Source organism: Streptomyces sp. NPDC006012, assembly GCF_042871185.1.
In the GTDB taxonomy this organism is placed as follows: domain Bacteria; phylum Actinomycetota; class Actinomycetes; order Streptomycetales; family Streptomycetaceae; genus Streptomyces.
In genome coordinates, this window is record NZ_JBIAIE010000032.1 from 62,275 (window position 1) to 79,876 (window position 17,602).

Here is a 17,602-nt window from a genome sequence, read left to right on the forward strand (position 1 = left end):
GTGCGTTTCAAAAGTGCTGGTCACAGCCATTCGTTGATGGCTGCGACCAGCACGGTCGCCTCGTAGCGGACCGCCAACTTGTCGTACCTTGTGGCCACCGCTCGGTGCCTCTTGAGGCGATTGATCCCGCACTCCACCGCGTGGCGCTCCTTGTAGTCAGCCGGGTCGAACTTCGACGGCCGGCCCCCCGTGGGAATGGCGACTCGACCTGCAGAGCCCCTTTTTGCGGGCACCCGCCGCATGCTGGTGGGCGCGGGCGATGGTCGAGTCCACTGACACGTCCCAGGCGATCAGCCCCTGGGCGTCGGCCCGGGCCTGCAGCTGCTCGAAGATGCGGTGCCAGGTGCCGTCGCACTGCCACCGCCGGAACAGACCGTAGATGGTCTGCCACGGGCCAAACCGCTCGGGCACGTCCCGCCAGGGAGTACCAGCGCGGGTGCGCCAGCGCATGCCGGCTATCAACTGCCGCTTCGTATGCACCGGCGGCCGTCCGGGCTTCTTCCCGACCGGGAGGCCTGCACCCCCGCGGCGGCGCTGACGGCACGGGTGGAGACCGCCTCGCGCCCGCCGGCTAGCGGCGGTTCCCGCTCGGGGCCGCCGGCCCGGCGTCCATGCTGCGCGACCGGCCACGACGGCGCCGCCGCCGACCGACGGCATGCCGCGGCACTTCCGGCGGACCGGCCCCTGACCCGCCGGGCGGGACCGGTCCGGCCCGCCGGAAGGCCGCCGCTCACAGCCACCGGCGTTCCGCCGCCAGCAGCGCGATCTGGAACCGGGTCCGGGCGCCCAGCAGGCTCCCTGCCTCGCTGACGTGCTTCTGCACGGTACGGCGGCTGACCTTGAGCACGCGCGCGATCGTCTCGTCCTTCATCCCGGTGGCCATCAGCCGCAGGATCTCGCGGGTCCGCTCGTCCGGCCGCGGCTTCGCCCCGCCGTCCGGCACCGGCCAGTCCTGGCGGCTCTCCAGCGAAACCGGTGCCGCCCGGGCCCACACACTCTCGAACAGCGCCACCAGTGCCTCCACCAGGGCCGGCGAGTGCACCACCAGCGACCCCGCCGCCGGCCGGTCCCCGCGCACCGGCAGCAGCGCCGCCGCCCGGTCGAACACCACCAGCTTCACCGGCAGCCGCGACGCCAGCCTGAGCTCGCCGCCCTCCGCCGTACCCCGCAGCGCCGTCTCCAGCGACACCGTGTCGGCGAAGCCGTCCGTCTCGTACACCGAACGCATCCGCACCCCGTCCACCACCCCCGGCTCCCCGGCGGGGACCACCGAGTCCGTGACGTACGGGGGCTTCGCCAGGTGCAGCACCTCCGCCAAACTCCCCTTCAGCAACTGGCCGTAGCGCGCCGACACCTCCTCCTCGCGCTCCAGCACCTCCACCAGGTGAGCGGCGCGCGGCCCCGACACCGCCTCGTACACCTCGTGCAGTCGCTCCACCAGCCCCTCGGCCCGGACCAGTTCGGCCCGCCGCCGGGCCAGCAGCATGCCGAGGGCGGCGCGCGGCGGACCGGCCGCCCAGCGCGGGCGCCGGCCGTTGTCCACGCGGAGCGCCAGCGACGCCTCCTCCAGTTGCCCAAGCGCCTGTTCCGCCTGTGCCGCGGAGACTCCCAACGCCTCGGCGACCTCGGCCGAGTCCGCGGACGGCAGACCCACCAAGTGCTCCAGGACCCGCCCGCCGAGCGCGTCCAGTCCGGTGCCCGACCACGGGCTGTCCGACATCCCATCCATACGGTCTGACACTCCTGTGCGCTGCATGCCGGGCGAACCCTGGCCGAACCGGTGTTGAACCGGCGTCGATGCTACGACCGTCCCGGCGGGCCGGCGTATCTGGGCAACTGCGCGAACGCGCGTTGCGGTGGGTCTTGCCCCTCCGGTCGCTCTCGCCCAGGGTGAGCACACACCGGCGCCGACCCCCTCCAGTCCCGACGACGCGGCTGGCCCTCTCCCGTCACCCGTCATCCCCGCAAGGGCTCCCCGAAGGGCGCTCCATTGCCACCACGCCATCTCAGAGCACCGGCCACGGTGCTCGCCGCGCTGCTGCTCGCGGCGGCCGCGCCAGGACTGACACAGTCCGCCACGGCCGCCGCCCCGCGCACCGAGGCCTCCGTCTCCGCCGTCCGCACCCTCACCCTCGACAACGGCTCGGTCGTCCGCTGGTCCGCGGACGGCACCGGCACGCTCACCGGCCCCGACGGCACCACCCGGGCTTTCCCGGTGCCCGTCTCCGCAGACCGCAGCGGCCTGGGCGAGGCCGTCACCCCCACCGCCGAACTGGTGCAGCGTCGCGCCGACGCAGCGCAACTGACGCCCTATCACGTCTCCACCGCCGACGGCGCCACCACCTCGGCGGTACGCCCCGCCACCATGAACACCGGCGCCGTCGCCCTCCCCGAGCAGGCGCTCACCGCCCTCGACGGCCCGGCCCCGGCCGCCGCCGCCCGCTCCGCCGAGGCGTCCGGCCTGCCCGGCAACGCGGGTCTGAGCACGTCGTTCCAGTCCTATCTGAACGCAGGCGGCGTCAACGCCGTGGGCGCCTTCCAGGAAGCCGACACCTATCTGCACGCCCTGCCCGGCGCGGGGCAGATCGTCACCAACGTCTCGATCGGCGACCTCACCGACCAGTCCATGGCCGACGCCGGCGACAAGTACGTCCAGCAGTACGGACCCACCACCGTGCTGCGCGACGGCCGGCGCTACCTCGACTACCCGTCGCTGCCCCTGATCCCCACCTACGTCAGCGACAACCAGGGCGTGCTGGACCCGGCCGGGTCCACCGAGGGCCAGGACCCCAATCTCGGCGAGGTCCTCCTCGACTTCTCGATGATGGCCCCGCTGCCGCACGACCGGCAGCGCCCCGAAGCCACCGGCAGCGGCGCCACCGACCTGCTCGGCATCGCCCCCGGCGCCCAGTACCGGCTGGTCGTCCCGCAGGAGGCGTCCACCGCGGGCATCGCCGCCGCGCTGCGCGCCGCCGCGGCCCAGAAGCCCCGGCCCACCGTGATCACCGCCAGCCTCGGCTTCGGTACCGACGGCACCATCGGCTACCCCTCCCGCTGGCTGGAGGACGACCCCGGCATCCGCGACACCCTGCGCGAGATCGTCGACTCGGGCATCGTGGTCGTCGTCTCCTCCAACGACGGCACCCGTCTCGGCCTGCCGGTCTCGGTCGGCCCGGACGGCGGCTCCACCCCCACCGAGCGCACCACCAGCGCCCGCGCCGAGACCGCCATCGGCGACGTGGCCGCCACCACCACCCCGTCCCGGGTCCGCGACACCGGCGTCATCGCCGCGGGCGGCAGCACCACCGACGACACCCTCACCTCCGCCGACGTGCGCACCAGCGCCTATCCGACCACTCGCTACAACGGCTCGGCCGGTTACTCCTCCGGCTTCGGCAGCCGCGTCGACCTCGCTGCCCCCGGCGACAACCTGCCCTCGCTCATCCACACCCCCGACGGCACCAGCGTGGTCCTCAACGGCGGAACTTCCGCCTCCGCGCCGATGATCGCCGCCGCGGCGGCGAACGTACTGGCCGCCGCCGAGGCCACCGGGCAGAAGCTCTCGCCCCGCAAGGTACGCCAGCTCCTGGTCGACACCGGCCGGCCGCTGACCCAGCCGCACCAGGCCGACCAGGACCTGGCCATGGGGCCGCAACTCGACGTCACAGCCGCCGTGGAGAAGGTACTGGCCGACCGCCACCACCTCACCACGGCCGCGAGCCGACTGTCCGTCGCCCAGCGGCAACTGATCTCCGTCACACCCACCACCGCCTTCGTGGAGGCCACCGACCCCTTCGGCATCGACCTGGCCGGCCCCCACGGCGACAGCGGCGGCTCGGGCCAGAACGCCGTCTCCCCGATCACCTTCGGCCTCGACCTCACCGGCGCCCGGCCCGGCCTGGCCTACCGGCTGCGCGTCGAAGGCGGTACGACCATTCCGTCCGACGGCCCCAGCCTGCGCCTCCTGCCCCGCGAACTCCTGGCCGCCGCCCGACTCCCGCTCGCCGCCACCGAAGCGCGCAGCCTCCAGGTCACCTTCGAGGCCCTCGACCACGGCACGGTGGTCGCCTCCGCCGGCCGTCGGCTGACCTTCACCGCCGCCGACGGCACCTACAGCCAGCCCCTGGCGCCCACCGCGCCGGGCACCGCGACGCTCGGCCGGCCGGTCACCGTCCACTACGACCTCAGCGGACTGCGCGACCCGACCGACGCCGAACTGGTGCTCTCCTCCGTCGGCCACTGGACGCCGTTCACCACCACCGACAAGTTCCGGGCGGCCTGGCACACCCCGCTCACCGCCACCAAGGGCAGCGTCACCGTTCCGGCCGCCGCGTTCGCGCCAGGCGGCGCCGGACTCTACGGTGTCGGCGTCACCCTGCACGGCGGCGGCGTGTACGGCGACTTCCGGGCCCTGCGCATCGCCCCGGCCGCCGCACAGCGGCCCGCGGCCCCGCTGCTCGGCGGTGGGACCGCTGACGCGCATGCCGCCTCGCTCACCTACGCCGACCGTCGGCTCACCCTGTCCTGGGACGCGAGCGGCGTGCCCGGCGCGAACGGCGCCGCCGTCGAGTTCCTCACGCCCGCGCCCACCCTGTACGGAGCCCTCAACACCACCACCAACCAGAACGGCAGCGGCCGCGACGACAACGGAGTCGACCACGCCTCCACCCTGCTGCGCGCGCTGCCCGCCGCCCGGGGCCGCACCACCCTGGACCTGAGGGCCCTCGGCCTGCCGACCGGGGTGCAGTACCCGGTGCGCGTCCTCGCCACCCGTGACGGCGACCCCGTCGGCGAGGCGTCCCCGACGTCCTTCCTGGAGTATCTCGACGGCGACACCGTCTCCGGAACTCTGGAGAACTTCGAGGTCACCGGCGACACCGCGCTGCTCTCCACCGACACCTTCGCCGACGGCCGGCACACCGAGGCCGCCACCACCGCCTACTCCCTGTCCGGCGGACGCCACGGCGCCGTCGTCTCCCACGAGACGGGCAGCCAGATGATGCAGCAGGTGGTCGGCGCGGACCCGGCGAGCGGCACCACGCTCATCGCGCACCGCCCCTTCTCCGGCGGCGCCCTGCCCGAGCTGGACCTGCGCAAGACGGCCACCGGCGACCGGGTGCGGCTGAGCACCCTCGATCCCGGCGCCGGCACCACGTCCGTCCTCTATCAGGGCGGCATCGTGGACCCCGGCCGGCACCGGGCGGTCGTGGTCACCTACAACGCGGTCAACGGCCTCGACCAGCTGTGGACGGTCGACATGGCGACCGGGGCGGTGTCGGCGCCCGTACCCGTCAATGCGTCGAGTCCGGGCCGTGCCTTCAGCAACGTCTCCGTCGACGCGGCCACCGGCACGTTCTTCGTGGCCACCAGCGGCACCATGGGGCCGTGCCTGTCGGGCCGGGTCCCCTACGCGGCCGTCCGCTTCGATCCCGACACCGCTGCCGTCTCCCCGATGGCCGCCATGCCCCCGTGCACGGCCGGCCTGCTGCCCGACGGCAAGGGGGAGAAGGTGTACGTCGCCGCCGGCGCGGCCACGCCCGACTACACCAGCGGCGCCTTCCCGACCAGTACCTGGCGCACCGCCGACCAGCACACCCTGGCCACCGGTGGCGCCGCTGACCTCGGCACCCGTGGCGTGAAGTGGCCCGTCCTCGACACCCGCCACCATGTCGCCGTCGTCGCCCATCTCTACGAGGAGGCCACCACCGGCGACAACAACGCCCTCAGCGAGATCACCGTCGTCGCCCCCGACACCGGCGAGGTGCTCGCCAGGCACCCTGTCGTCAACCTGGTCAACTCCACCCTCGCCGGGTCCAATGTCGAGTCCACCGCCCGGCACGGCCTGTTCCTGGACCCGGCGACCCGCACGGTCTATCTGGTCAATCCCTGGGCCGACGGACTGCAACGCCTCGCCTACTGACCCGCGTGCACGGCCGCGGCCGTCGTCCCCGCCGGGGACGACGGCCATCGGACCGATGACGGCCGGGCGCGCAGCGCGTCGCGGCGGCGGGCCGGTGCCCGCCGCCGCGTCGCGGCGATCCGCCGGGTCAGCCATCGGCGTGCAGCCGCACGTCCGCCCGGGTGACCTCATCGGCGCGCACCACGGTGGCACGCGTGAACGTCCGGTAGCCGGACGACGTGACGCACAGCGTGTGCACGCCGGGGCGGGTGAACAGCGTGTACAGGCCGTCCCCGACGGCCGGATCCTCAGGGGTGGCCACGGTCGTCGTGCCGGACTCCGGGGCCGTGCCGTCGGCGACCGAGGCGCCGACCACCCCGGCGCCGGTGCGGTCGTCGCGCACGGTGCCGACCGTCAGACCGCCCGGCACCACGGACAGCGCCCGGGTGCTGACGTCGACGTCGTCCAGTTCCCAGAAGTACCCCCAGTCCGCCTTGAAGTGGAAGCGCAGCCGCAGCGACGGCTGCCCCGCGAACCGCCGCAGCGGGACCTCGACGGTGTGGTGGTCGGTGCTGCCGCTGACCTTGGGACCGGCCCAGACGTTCTCCCAGGTGGTGCCGCCGTCGGTGCTGGCGTCCACGGTGATGTGCTGCTGGTTGACGTTGTTGATGTAGGCGGTCTTGAAGGTCAGTTGTGCGGACTGCGCCGCCGAAAGGTCGTAGGCGGGGCTGGTCAGCGTGGTGTCCTGGTGCGGCCCGAACGGCGCCTGGTCGCTCTCCACGATGGCGAAGGCGCCACTGCCGCCGGTGGAGTTGCCGCGCTGGATCGGATCGTCGAACTGCCAGCCGTTGCTGGTGCCGGCCGCGTTCGCCACGGTCCAGCCCGACGGGGCGGAATCCGTGGCGTCGAAGGACTCGGTACGGTCGGAGACGTCCAGGTCGTAGCCGACGGCGGTGGCTCCGTCCGGGTCGACGCTCAGGGCAGCGTCCGCCCGCACGGCCGTGTCCTTGACCGTCACGTCCCGGGCCAGGGCCTCGTAGCCGGGCAGCGCGGCGGTGATGTCGAGGGTGTAGCCGGCGTCCTTCGGCAGCGACAGGTCGTAGGCGCCGGTGACCGGGTCGGTCCACACCGGTGCCTCGGGGGAGCCGGCGACCGAGACCCGGGCGTACAGCGGCCAGCCGTGGCCGGAGCCGTCCCGGACGGTGCCGTGCACGTGCCGGCGGGGGATCGCCCGCAGGGCGACGTCGTGGGTCAGGGTGGTGTCCGCCGTGATGTCGAGGCTGAAGGGCTCGGTGGCGGCGTACCCGAAGGCCGTGACGGTGAGGTCGTCCACCTGGCCGGCCGGCAGGTTCAGGGTGTAGGTGCCGTCCGCCAGGGTGGTGGCGACGTCGAGGCCGTCGCTGACGGTCGCCCCGGCGAGGGGCCTGCCGGTGGCCGCGTCGGTGACGGTGCCCGTCAGGGTGCCGCTCGGTCCGTCGCGGAAGGCGGCCAGTCCGTTGGGGGTGCCCAGGCCGGTGGGGCCGTCGTAGCCCGGGCCCGCGGTGCACAGGTAGGCGGTGGCGCAACTGCCGTTGGAGCCGGAGGTGATGTCGTTCAGACCGGCGCCACCGGTGGCGTACGGGTAGGCGTTGGGCTCGGTGCCGGGCCGCGGCGGGCCGGCCAGCGCGTAGACCGAGGCGATCACCGGGGTGGCCGCGCTGGTGCCGCCGTAGTGCATCCAGCCGTTGCCGTACGCGCCGAACGACGAGTAGACGGCAACGTTGTCAGCGACCGCGGAGACGTCGGCGACACTGCGCCCGGCACAGCCGCTGTCCTGCTGGAAGGCGGGCTTTGGCTGGTGGGCCGCGCAGCCGGAGCCCGGCGCGTAGGAGTCACTGCGCCACACCGTCTCGCTCCAGCCGCGCGGGCTGTCGGCGTCAGGGGTCAGGCTGGTGCCGCCGACCGAGGTCACCGTGGCGAGCGTCGAGGGGAAGGCGACCCCGTAGCCGTTGTCCCCGCTCGCGGCGACGACGGCAACGCCGGGGTGGTCGTAGTGTCCGCCCCAGGTCTCGGCGTCGGTCTCGAAGTCGCCACCGCGGCCGTAGGAGTTGGAGACGTACTTGGCGCCCAGCGCCACCGCCTCGTCCACCCCGGCCCCCAGGTTGTCGAGACCGTCGTTGTCGGCCTCGACCAGGAGGATGTGCGCCGCGGGGGCGGCGGCGGAGACCATGTCGAGGTCGAGGACGGTCTCTCCGGCCCACTTGTCGTTGGTGGTGGGGTAGTCCGTCCCGCCGCGCTGGTCCACCTTCTTGAAGCAGCCGTTTGCGGTGGTGCACGGCGGCAGGCCGTACTGGCTGCGGTAAACAGCCAGGTCCGCCTCGGCGTTGGGGTTGTCGTAGGCGTCGACGATGGCGATGGTCTGTCCGGCGCCGCCGTTCGCGGGCAGGTTGTAGGCGCTCTGGATGTCCTGCGGGCCGAGCCCCGTCGGGGTCGCGGCGGCGCTCAGGCGTGCCACGGGCGGGTCGTTGACGGCACGCAGCGCGAAGCAGGTGGCATGTCCCGGTGCGGGGGTGGTGTCGCAGACCGGGGCCAGGTCGGCCGGGGCCGGCGCGTCGGCGCCGGTGGCGGTCGCGAGCGGGGCCGGGGCGGCGGAGGCGGATCGCTCGGGTGCGGCGGCCTGGGCGGGCGGGTGGACGCCGAGCAGGGCCAGGGCGGTGAGCCCCAGCGCCGTGGCGCCGCGACGCCAAGCGTGCGAGACGGTGGTCCCGTCTTTCACGCGCGGAAATATCGTCACGTTTCATCCATCGAGACAGGCCCGTGTCAGGGCCGGTGAAAAGGGATACGAGCCGGATACGCCGAAGCGCAGCCGATCAATTAGCCGTCCTGCGGCAATCGAATGTCAACACACCCTTTGTTACGTGTGAATTTCGCAGGTCCCGGCCGCTTCTCACTTGCGCAACCGCGCCAATACGCCATCGAATTGACTTGCCCGGAGCGCGTCCAGGCAGGAGGATGGGAGCGGGATGGAGCGCGCGTGGACCGATTCCACGAGGCGTGCGGAAAATGCACCGAAATCCGTTCCGGTGCGAATTTTTCCGTGCCTCGGCGCAGGAATTTCCTTCGGGTTTCCGGGCTTCTGGGTTTCTGAACTGCCGGTTTCCCAGGGGCGGTCGAGGCACCGCGGCGAGCCGCACCACGTCCTTGTCGTCGTCAGCGCCGGCCGCAAAGCGGCCGTCCCCAGGGGCAGTTGACACCCGCAGGCTGCCACCTCGTCACAAGACATCGCCGTGGGCAGGAGCCTCGGCCGGCTCGTGCTGCGCCGGCGCGGCCCCGGACGCCAGCGGCCCGGGAGAAGTACGCGGGGCCGGTCCGACTGGTTTATCGGGGCCGCTCGTTACCGCGTCGCCTTCTTCCCGGTCGGCCCCACCGCGAACCACTTGCCGTCGAACCCCAGACCGTTGAGGTCCCCCGGCTCGCTGTCGCCCGAGAAGCGGTGGACGGGCTGTCCGCCCACGGTGATCTGGACCTGGCCGTCCTGCCGGCGGATGGCGCCGACCTTCTTCGGACGCACACCCGCCAGGTAGACGTTGCCGCCCTCCTGGACGGTCACGGGGGGCCACTTCGCCGCGCAGGCGTCCTTGCAGCCGACTGCGACGGGTCAGCACTGTCGTCGTCGAAGCGGTACAGCGCGGCCTGGTTGATGTGGATGAGGTGCGGTGCGGACAGCCGCGCCGAGGTCACCGCGGACAACTGCACCCACTTGGGCGGCGTCTGCTGGAGCGCGGCTCCGACCACGGTGCCGCTGAGTCCGGCGTCCCGGGCCGTGGAGTCGACCACCTGCAGTGCTGCACAGCGATTCCTGCTGGACATCCCGGATCCGTGGCAGCAGGTCGACCTGAGCGGCGAGGAACTGGCCAGGACCCGTGCACAGGCCCTGGCCTCGACCGACGACCCGCGCCAGAAGGCACAGATCAATGACATGTTCCGTCAGGGCCGGGAGCTGAGCAGGGCGGCCCGCCGCCACGGTGCGCTGCTGTCCGCGGGCACCGCGACGATGTCCACCGAGGGCCTCTTCATGGCGTACGCCATGGTGTTCGCCGTCAGCACGCCCGAGGGCGAGGAACTTCCCCTGCCCCGTGCTGTCCGCGCGCCTCGGTGTCTCTTCGGCGACCGGCGTGGCGCCCCGGGACCGGGTCATCACCTCGGTGCGGGTGCCCCACGTGGGCACGGCGGCCCGGGTCACCGGCACCGAGGTGACCCGGCTGACCGGGGACATCGACGTCAAGCTGCTGACGATGCACACGATGCTGCCGGTGCCCGGCAGCACCCAGGACTTCCTCGTGGTCACCCTCGCCAGCCCCAACCTGACGCTGAAGAACGAGGTGTACGACCTCTTCGACACCATCACCAGCACGTTCCGCTTCGTAACGGACGGCGGTGTGCAGATTCCGGTGAACGACGACGAAGGCGGCGCGAGCGACGGCGTCGCCGCCTGATCCACGCCGCACGCCAGGCCGCTTGCCCTGCTGCCCGGCATCCCGAAGGGCGGCCGGACTCCCCAAGGTCCGGCCGCCCTTCGGCGCTCCGCAGGACCGGCCGCTCAGCCGGGCCTGCGGGCGAGGAGGAAGGTGCGCCCCGGAGGGGACGCCGGGGTGCACCTTCGGGCTTCAGAGTTCCGGTTCGAGGAACGGCACCTGCACCGTCCGCAGCGTGCCGTCGTCCAGGTGCAGCAGGCCCCGGCCCGGCTGCGGAGCCTGTCCGACGACGCCTCGGGACAGTTTCACGCCGATCACCTCGCCGTCACTCAGCCCCTGGGGGTGCCCCTATGGGCCGGGCAGGTAGGCGACTGGGCAGCCCATGTCCAGGGCTACTGCGAGCGGCAGGGCGCCGATGGGGGCGGGCTGGTCGACTTCCACCAGCACGGTGCCGTGCTTGGCCTGGAGCTTGCCGAAGACTTCGCGGAGCTTGGGTTCGCTGTTGGGCGGCCGCTTGTCGAACGCCTTCTTTCCGGCCGGGGTGACGGCGGTGGCGTGGTGTTCGCCCTTGCCGACGTCCACGCCGAGGAAGGCACCGATGTCGCCGGTGTCGCCGGTGTCGATCACGTGCGTCCTGCGGTTGGTCCCACCCGGCCGTCCCACGGCACCGGTCGCCACATCCACATTACGAAGAGCCTCCCGACCTGCGGACAAGCCGGTGGTCATGCCCCTGATCAGCGGTCTGTCGATGCCTCCGGGACCGGTGACACCACCCCCAGGCCATGCGATCAACAGGGGGAGAAAGTCATGCCAGTCCCGGAGGCCGGGAGCCCCGTTGCGGGGCCACCAAAAAGGTAATGGGGTGGGTGATGCTGGATCCGTCAGCAACGAATGAGGCCCTCTACGTCCAGGGCCGGGGCGAGCTGAGACGGGAGCTGACCCGGGCTCTGCGCACCGGACGCGCCATGCGCCGGCCGCACCGCAGCTCCGTGCGTCGCAGGCAGCGGTTCCCCTGCCCGAGGGTCATGATCAGCGAACGGCCCGCCGAAGCCGAGGACCGTGCCGTCCCCGGCCACTGGGAGGGCGATCTGATCACCGGAAGCAACTCCCGGTCGGCCATCGCCGCCCTGGTCGAACGCAGCACCCGCTACCCCATGCTCGTACACCTTCCCCGCAAACACGGAGCCGCCGCTGTCCGCAACGCGCTCGCCCAAACCGGCCAGACCCTGCCCCCTCACCTGAAACGGCCCCTGACCTGGGACCAGGGGACGGAAATGGCCGCCCGTGGGTCCTTCACCGTCACCACCGACGTCCCGGTCTACTTCTGTGAGCCCGGAAAGCCCGGGCAGCGCGGATCGAACGAGAACATCAACGGTCTGCTGTGGCAATACTTCCCGAAAGGCACCGACCTGTCCCGGCACACCCGTAAGGACCTGGAAAGCGTCGCAGCAGAACTCAACAGTCGCCCACGCAAGACACTCGACTGGGAAACCCCAGCCGAGCGTCTGTCCAAACTGCTCGCGACCACACGTCAGTGATCACGTGTTGCAACGACCCCTGGAATTCGCCCAGGTGTCCGGGCCTTCGCCGTGCCCCGGAATCTCCTTTCCCGGCCGCTGCTGTCCAGGTCCCGGCTTCCGGCCCTACGGGGTGAAGAAACCGCGCCCGCCAGGACAAAACGCAAGCACCTGAGTCCTGTCGCTGTCCCGCCCGCCTTGTCAAACTCACGCCGAAAGCAGTACCGATGATCAGCCGCCAGACATCCGGGACAACACTCGCGTCGAAGCGGCGTGCTCTTGCGTTGCGTCTATTCGTTGACTAGTTTCATCCTGCTCGCGGTGTTGGCCTGCATGTCGCTTCGGTGCATTCGACCGGCGGAACCACCTGCCATCAAGCGGGGGCGGATCGGCGGCTGAACCGGCGGCGGCTCCTGAACTCGACTGAGACGAATCACGCAAGACGTCAGGACCTCACGCATACCAGTCGCGGTGAGTGCCGAACTCGGCGGATTCCGTCGATGGCACCTGCCGCATCCGTCAAAGGGGAAGGCGGGGAGCCATGCCTGGGAAGTTTGTGTTCGTCGTAGGCGATAACTTGGCCGACGGATCGGATACGGACGACTTAATGCCGTTATCCCGGCTGGACCTCCTTCTGGAGGAGACGCTGCCCGATTCTCTTCCGGTGCTCGTACCGGGGCAGGGAATCGAGGTGCATGAACGGGAGACCATCCGCGCCAAGCTCCGGCGGCGCGGTCTCCCGGAGTCGATGCTGATGGATGTGCCCCTTCCGGCGCCGCTGCGCCCCTGCGAAGTACACAAGCACCGCCCTGAGAACGTCCTCATCGCCGGGCTGCACAAGGTCGAGGACGATCTGTTCAGGGCGACCCTGCGCATCTCCGACAAACAGGAGATGATCCTCGACCACACCACCGGGTCCCACGTGACCGGCATGGTGATCACGGAGGCAGTGCGGCAGATCTCGGTCGCCGTCGCGGAGCGGGATCTGCTGACGCCATCCGGCACGGCCCGTCGATTCATCATGAACTCCCTCCAGACCGTGTTCCACAAATTCCTCCTGCCGCTGCCGACCCGGCTGGAGTACAGGCTGGAGGAACTCAGGCGCAAGGGCCCCGACCGGCTGCGCTTCAGGGGTAGGTGTGACCTGCTGCAGGCGGACGTCCTGGCCGCGTCGGGCTCGACGGACATCGTGGTGATGGACGAGAAGCGAGCCGACCGGATCGAAGCGGACCACATACGCGAGACGACCCGCGCGCTGACGGAACTCCACGCCGAGGAGCACGGCTTGACGAAACACCCGGCTGTCTGACGGATCGCCGGGTCCTGACCATCGGTGGCCGGCCTCGTCCGCCGGCCCCGCCCACTGGAGATTTCGCATGGTGTTCCTGCGCAAGTACCCCCTGTTCATCCTTGGTGTCTGTGTCGCGGCGACCGGCACGGCCGTCGTCCGCGGGCTGCTCGACCTCTCCGATCCCTGGCAGCGGATGGCGGGGACGCTCGCCGGGCTCTATCTGGTGTGGCTGCTGCTGGAGACCTGGACAACCGTGCGCAGTTCCAGGTCGACCGAGACGGCCACCGACCGCGGCACGATCTACGTGTACGCCACCGCGCGCGCCGCCACCGTCGCCGCGGCCTGTCTGCCGCCGGCCGACGACCAGACCTATCACCCCTGGATGCCGGTACTGCCCGTGGCCTTCGCGGCGGCCGTCGGCTTCCGGCTGTGGGGAATCCACACCCTCGGCCGGTTCTACTCGCACCGGGTCCGAGTCCTCGGCGACCACCAGGTGGTGCAGAGCGGTCCCTACCGGTGGGTGCGGCATCCTGCCTATCTCGGGATGGCCCTCGCCCACGTCGCCTTCGTGCTGTTCTTTCTCAACACCTACAGCGTCGCCGCCCTGATGGTGCTGCTGCCGACGTTGGTCGTGCGCATCCTCGTCGAGGAGCGGACCCTGCTCACGCTTCCCGGCTACTTCGACTATGCGGCAACCCACCGCCGTGTCATCCCCTGGATATGGTGAAAGGCCCGATGAACACACCCCGTGCACTGCGCGCCCTCACATTCTCGTCGCCCGGCAGGAAGCGGCCGGTACTGCGCGGGCGGGCCCTGCTGAACGAGGCGGAGGTCGGCCCGAAGTTCTCCCGGCAGGCGCGGATGGCGGCGGCGGGCCTCGCGGTGCCCCGCTTCTTCTGCGTGCCGGCAGCCGTGTTCACCGAAGTGCTGCGCCCCGTACGCGCCGAGCTGGACGCCCTGCTCACCGGACTCGGCACCGCGGACGCCAAGGCCTTGGAAGAACAGGCTGCCGCGCTCCGCGAGACGGTGCTCGCCGCCCCCGTACCGACCGTGGTCGAACGCCAGGTGTACGAGGAGTTCGACACGGTCTTCGGGCCCGAAGCCGTGGTCTCGGTGCGCTCCTCGGTCGTCGGCACCGGCACGGACGCCGGTGAGGACTCGGCGCACGACGCGTTCGCCGGAATCAGCGACAGCTTCCTGTACGTCACCCGGGAGCACCTGCTGGACCGGGTACGACAGTGCTGGGCCTCCGGGTTCGGGCCGCGGGCGCTGCTGTACCGGGCGGCCCGGGGCGGCGGACAGCATGACTTCGCGGTGGCCGTCGGCGTCCAGCGCATGGAGTTCGGCCGCCGCTCCTTCGTTCTGTTCACCTGCGATCCGCTGACCGGCGCCCGCGACCGGGTGCTCGCGGCCGGCCTCGGTATCGGCGAGGGCGTGGTCCAGGAGAAGGTCCCGGTCGACCACTATTTCGTCAGCCGCCGCGACGACGCGGTGCGCTCCGTGCCGGCGCACAAGGCACACATGATGCAGGAAAACCCGGACCGGCTCGCCGACGGCCCTCGCACGCTGCCCGCGCCCGAGGAACTGCGGGACGCACCGACACTGACCGACGAACAGATCCAACAGGTCGTGGCGGTCGGCGACCGGGTCGAGAAGCTCTTCGGCTGCCCGCAGGACATCGAGGGCACCTTCACCGCCGACGGCCGGCTGCACATCCTCCAGGCCCGCCCGGTGGTGCTGGAACTGAACCGGCAGCGGCTGTGGAGCAACGCCAACATCACCGAGTCCTACCCGGGCGTCACCACCGCGCTGACCTACTCCTTCGCCCAGCGCTTCTACCGTGAGGACTTCCACGACCTCTACCGACTGCTCGGCGTGCCGCGCAAGGTCCTCGACCGGCACGAGGGCGAACTGCGCGGCATGATCGGCCTGTTACGCGGACGGGTCTACTACTCGCTGAGCACCTGGTACACCCTGCACGGACTGAGCCGGACCTTCCCGCTGTGGCGGGGAAGCTTCGAGCGGATGATGGGCATGTCCCCCTCCGTCACCCACGTCCGGCCCACCCCGCTGCTCACCGAGCCCACCCTGCTGCCCGCGACGGCGGCGGCCCTGACCCACCTGGCGTGGCGGCTGCTGACCCACGGCGCGGCCGTGAAGGACTTCGAGACCTGGTGGGAACGGACCCTCACCGCACACAGGGAGGCAGCAAAGACCGCGGATCCCCTGCAACTCGTCCAACTGATGCGGTCGTTGTGGAGAGAAGCAGGCGACCGCTGGGGCATCACACTCGTCAACGACCTCCTGCTGCAGATGCACGAGACGCTGGTCATGAAGATGCTCGACCGCTGGGTGCCGCAGGCCGATCCCGGACTGCACAGCGACCTGCTGTGCGGCGGGAAGGAGAACCGCAGCGTCACCATTCTGATGTCGGTCGTCGACATCGCCGAACGGATACGCGCCGCTCCCGGCGTCCTCGACGCGCTCGCCGTGAAACCCACCGAGGAGGTGTGGGACGAGATCGACCGGAACGCTCATGGCACTGACCTCGCCGACCGGATGCGCGCCCACACCCACCTGCACGGCGACCGGGGCCTACAGGAGCTGAAACTGGAGGTACCGGTACCCCGCGACCAGCCCGCCCTGTTGTTACGCACCACCGCCGAGTACGCGCGCGGCGACCTCACATGTGCGCTGCTGCGCGAACGAGATGCCGAGGCCCGGCGGGCGGGCGAGCGGCGGCTGGCCGAGCTGCTGGCCGGCCACCCGCTGCGCCGCGGTGCGCTGCACGCCGCACTGGCCAGGCAACGTCGGTACATCGACATACGGGAGAACACCCGCTACCGCCGCAGCGAGTTGTACGGCTTCGGCCGCCAGGTGTACCGCAGGCTCGGCGCCGACCTGGCCGCGCGCGGCCTGCTGGAGAAGTCCGAGGACGTGGTGCACCTGACCGAGGAGGAGGTCCTCGGCACGTACGACGGCACCGCCGTCACCGGCGACCTGCGGGGCCTGGCCGCCGTACGCCGGGCCGAGTTCCACGCACGAGGCGCCGAACTTCCCATGGACTTCGTCACCATGGGTCCCGTGCAGGGCGCACTGCCGGACCTGAACCGGGACACGACCGCCGCGGGCACCCTGCGCGGCCTGGGCTCCAGCGGCGGCGTCGTACGGGGCACCGCCCGCGTCGTCATCGACCCGCACGACGTCGGTGAGCCCTGCCACGACATGATTCTGATCGCCCGCGAAACCGACCCCGGCTGGCTGTTCCTCATGCTGTCCGCGCGCGGCATTGTGGTCGAGTGCGGCACGTTGCTGTCGCACACGGCCATCTCCGGCCGCAAGTTCGGCATCCCGACCATCGTGGCGCTTCCCCACGCCACCACCCGCATCCCCGACGGCGCCCGTGTGGAGATGGACGGCGCGGCCGGCACCGTGAAGATCCTCAAGGAGGACGAGGCATGACCGCCGTCGGCACCCCCCGCCCGGTGGCCCGCGAGCCCCGCTCCACCGCCCGCCGTCTGCGTGCCTTCTTCGCCGAACGGGCCCCCGCCCGCATCTACGTCGTCTACGCGGTCCTGTGGGTCCTCGCCCTCCAGGGCGCCCTCGCTCTGCTCGCTCCCGAGCGGGACTGGCGGCTCGGCGGCTCCCTCCTCGCCGAAATCGTCACCGTCTACCTGGCGCTGCTGTTCATCCGGGTCGTCGACGAGCAGAAGGACCTGGAGTACGACCGGGTGCACAACCCTGGCCGGCCGCTGCCACGCGGCGCGATCGACGTACGGGAGCTGCGGATCGCGATGGCGCTGATCGTCGTCGCGGAGCTTGCGCTCACCGGCTGGCGCTCGCCGCTGCTGGCCGGCTTGCTGCTGCTGGACCTCGGCTACATCTGCTTCCTGGTGCGGCTGGAGCGCTGGTCGGCGACGGTCCGGGACGGGATCTTCGTCAACCTGCTGGTGAGCTATCCGGTGCAGGCGATGCTCAGCGTGCACATCTGGCTGTCGTTCCGGGAGGCGACCGGCCGCGGTCCGGGGTCGCACGCGGTACTGGGGGTCGTGCTGTGCGCGTGTGTTTTCCTGCACTACGAATTCGCCCGCAAGACCGGCGCCGGGGTGGTGCCTGGCGCCACGCTGTATTCGAATGTCGTCGGGCTGCGCGGTTCGGTCGCACTGACCGTGGGCTGCGCGCTGGCCGGGACGGCCCTGGCACTCGGCGTGATCCGTCCCTGGGGGCTGCACGGGATGGCCACGCTGGCGGGCTGGCTGCCGCTGACCACGCTGGGCTTCCTGTGGGGCGGCGCGGAGCGGTTCGCGTCGCTGCGCACCCCGACCTGGCCGCCCGGACCGGCGATGGGCTACGTGGCCTGGGCGTATCTCGGGATGTTCGTCGCGGCGCTGGCCGTGGTGCGACCGGGGTTCGGGGGATGACACCGGCAGGCGGGAACGCG

General features: G+C 71.4%; 10 protein-coding genes and 3 pseudogenes. 7 read left to right on the forward strand and 6 right to left on the reverse strand.

The features are described from left to right. Window positions 1-20: 20 nt before the first annotated feature. Both ACFYPJ_RS34560 and ACFYPJ_RS34565 read right to left on the reverse strand, forming a co-directional pair. A pseudogene (locus tag ACFYPJ_RS34560) lies at window positions 21-483 on the reverse strand (transposase); the annotation flags it as partial. A gap of 247 nt (window positions 484-730) precedes the next feature. Continuing rightward, on the reverse strand, window positions 731-1,729 hold the full coding sequence (locus ACFYPJ_RS34565) for a LuxR C-terminal-related transcriptional regulator (protein WP_389025558.1): 999 nt from the start codon (window positions 1,727-1,729) through the stop codon (window positions 731-733). 261 nt (window positions 1,730-1,990) lie between these two features. Between ACFYPJ_RS34565 and ACFYPJ_RS34570 the strand changes: the two genes are divergently transcribed. Next, window positions 1,991-5,920, forward strand: a complete 3,930-nt coding sequence (locus tag ACFYPJ_RS34570; RefSeq protein WP_389025559.1) for a S8 family serine peptidase — start codon at window positions 1,991-1,993, stop codon at window positions 5,918-5,920. 127 nt (window positions 5,921-6,047) lie between these two features. Here the strand turns inward: ACFYPJ_RS34570 and ACFYPJ_RS34575 are convergent, their stop codons facing one another. From ACFYPJ_RS34575 to ACFYPJ_RS34585, 3 genes are all read right to left on the reverse strand, one after another. Then, on the reverse strand, window positions 6,048-8,654 hold the full coding sequence (locus tag ACFYPJ_RS34575; RefSeq protein WP_389025560.1) for a carboxypeptidase regulatory-like domain-containing protein: 2,607 nt from the start codon (window positions 8,652-8,654) through the stop codon (window positions 6,048-6,050). A 618-nt stretch (window positions 8,655-9,272) separates the two neighbouring features. Continuing rightward, entirely contained in the window at window positions 9,273-9,488 is a 216-nt protein-coding gene (locus tag ACFYPJ_RS34580) for a hypothetical protein (RefSeq protein ID WP_389025561.1), read from the reverse strand. Further along, window positions 9,485-9,748, reverse strand: coding sequence for a hypothetical protein (locus ACFYPJ_RS34585; protein ID WP_389025562.1), 264 nt, complete (start codon window positions 9,746-9,748; stop codon window positions 9,485-9,487). The genes ACFYPJ_RS34580 and ACFYPJ_RS34585 overlap by 4 nt, the downstream gene beginning before the upstream one ends. 266 nt (window positions 9,749-10,014) lie before the next feature. Between ACFYPJ_RS34585 and ACFYPJ_RS34590 the strand changes: the two genes are divergently transcribed. Beyond that, on the forward strand, window positions 10,015-10,374 hold the full coding sequence (locus ACFYPJ_RS34590) for a hypothetical protein (RefSeq protein ID WP_389025563.1): 360 nt from the start codon (window positions 10,015-10,017) through the stop codon (window positions 10,372-10,374). 333 nt (window positions 10,375-10,707) lie between these two features. Here the strand turns inward: ACFYPJ_RS34590 and ACFYPJ_RS34595 are convergent. After that, window positions 10,708-10,977 (reverse strand): annotated as a pseudogene (locus tag ACFYPJ_RS34595) (transposase); the annotation flags it as partial. Between the two features lie 269 nt (window positions 10,978-11,246). Between ACFYPJ_RS34595 and ACFYPJ_RS34600 the strand changes: the two are divergent. The 5 genes and pseudogenes from ACFYPJ_RS34600 to ACFYPJ_RS34620 form a co-directional block, all read left to right on the forward strand. After that, window positions 11,247-11,891 (forward strand): annotated as a pseudogene (locus tag ACFYPJ_RS34600) (IS30 family transposase); the annotation flags it as partial. A gap of 520 nt (window positions 11,892-12,411) precedes the next feature. Then, a complete protein-coding gene (locus tag ACFYPJ_RS34605; RefSeq protein WP_389025564.1) occupies window positions 12,412-13,179 on the forward strand; it encodes an AfsA-related hotdog domain-containing protein in 768 nt (255 codons plus the stop codon). Window positions 13,180-13,246: 67 nt separating this feature from the next. Then, window positions 13,247-13,888, forward strand: coding sequence for a methyltransferase family protein (locus tag ACFYPJ_RS34610; protein ID WP_389025565.1), 642 nt, complete (start codon window positions 13,247-13,249; stop codon window positions 13,886-13,888). An 8-nt stretch (window positions 13,889-13,896) separates the two neighbouring features. Beyond that, window positions 13,897-16,623, forward strand: a complete 2,727-nt coding sequence (locus ACFYPJ_RS34615) for a PEP/pyruvate-binding domain-containing protein (protein WP_389025566.1) — start codon at window positions 13,897-13,899, stop codon at window positions 16,621-16,623. Then, window positions 16,620-17,582 carry a hypothetical protein gene (locus tag ACFYPJ_RS34620; protein WP_389025567.1) on the forward strand — a complete coding sequence of 321 codons (963 nt, stop codon included), beginning with the start codon at window positions 16,620-16,622 and terminating at the stop codon, window positions 17,580-17,582. The genes ACFYPJ_RS34615 and ACFYPJ_RS34620 overlap by 4 nt, the downstream gene beginning before the upstream one ends. Window positions 17,583-17,602 lie beyond the last annotated feature (20 nt).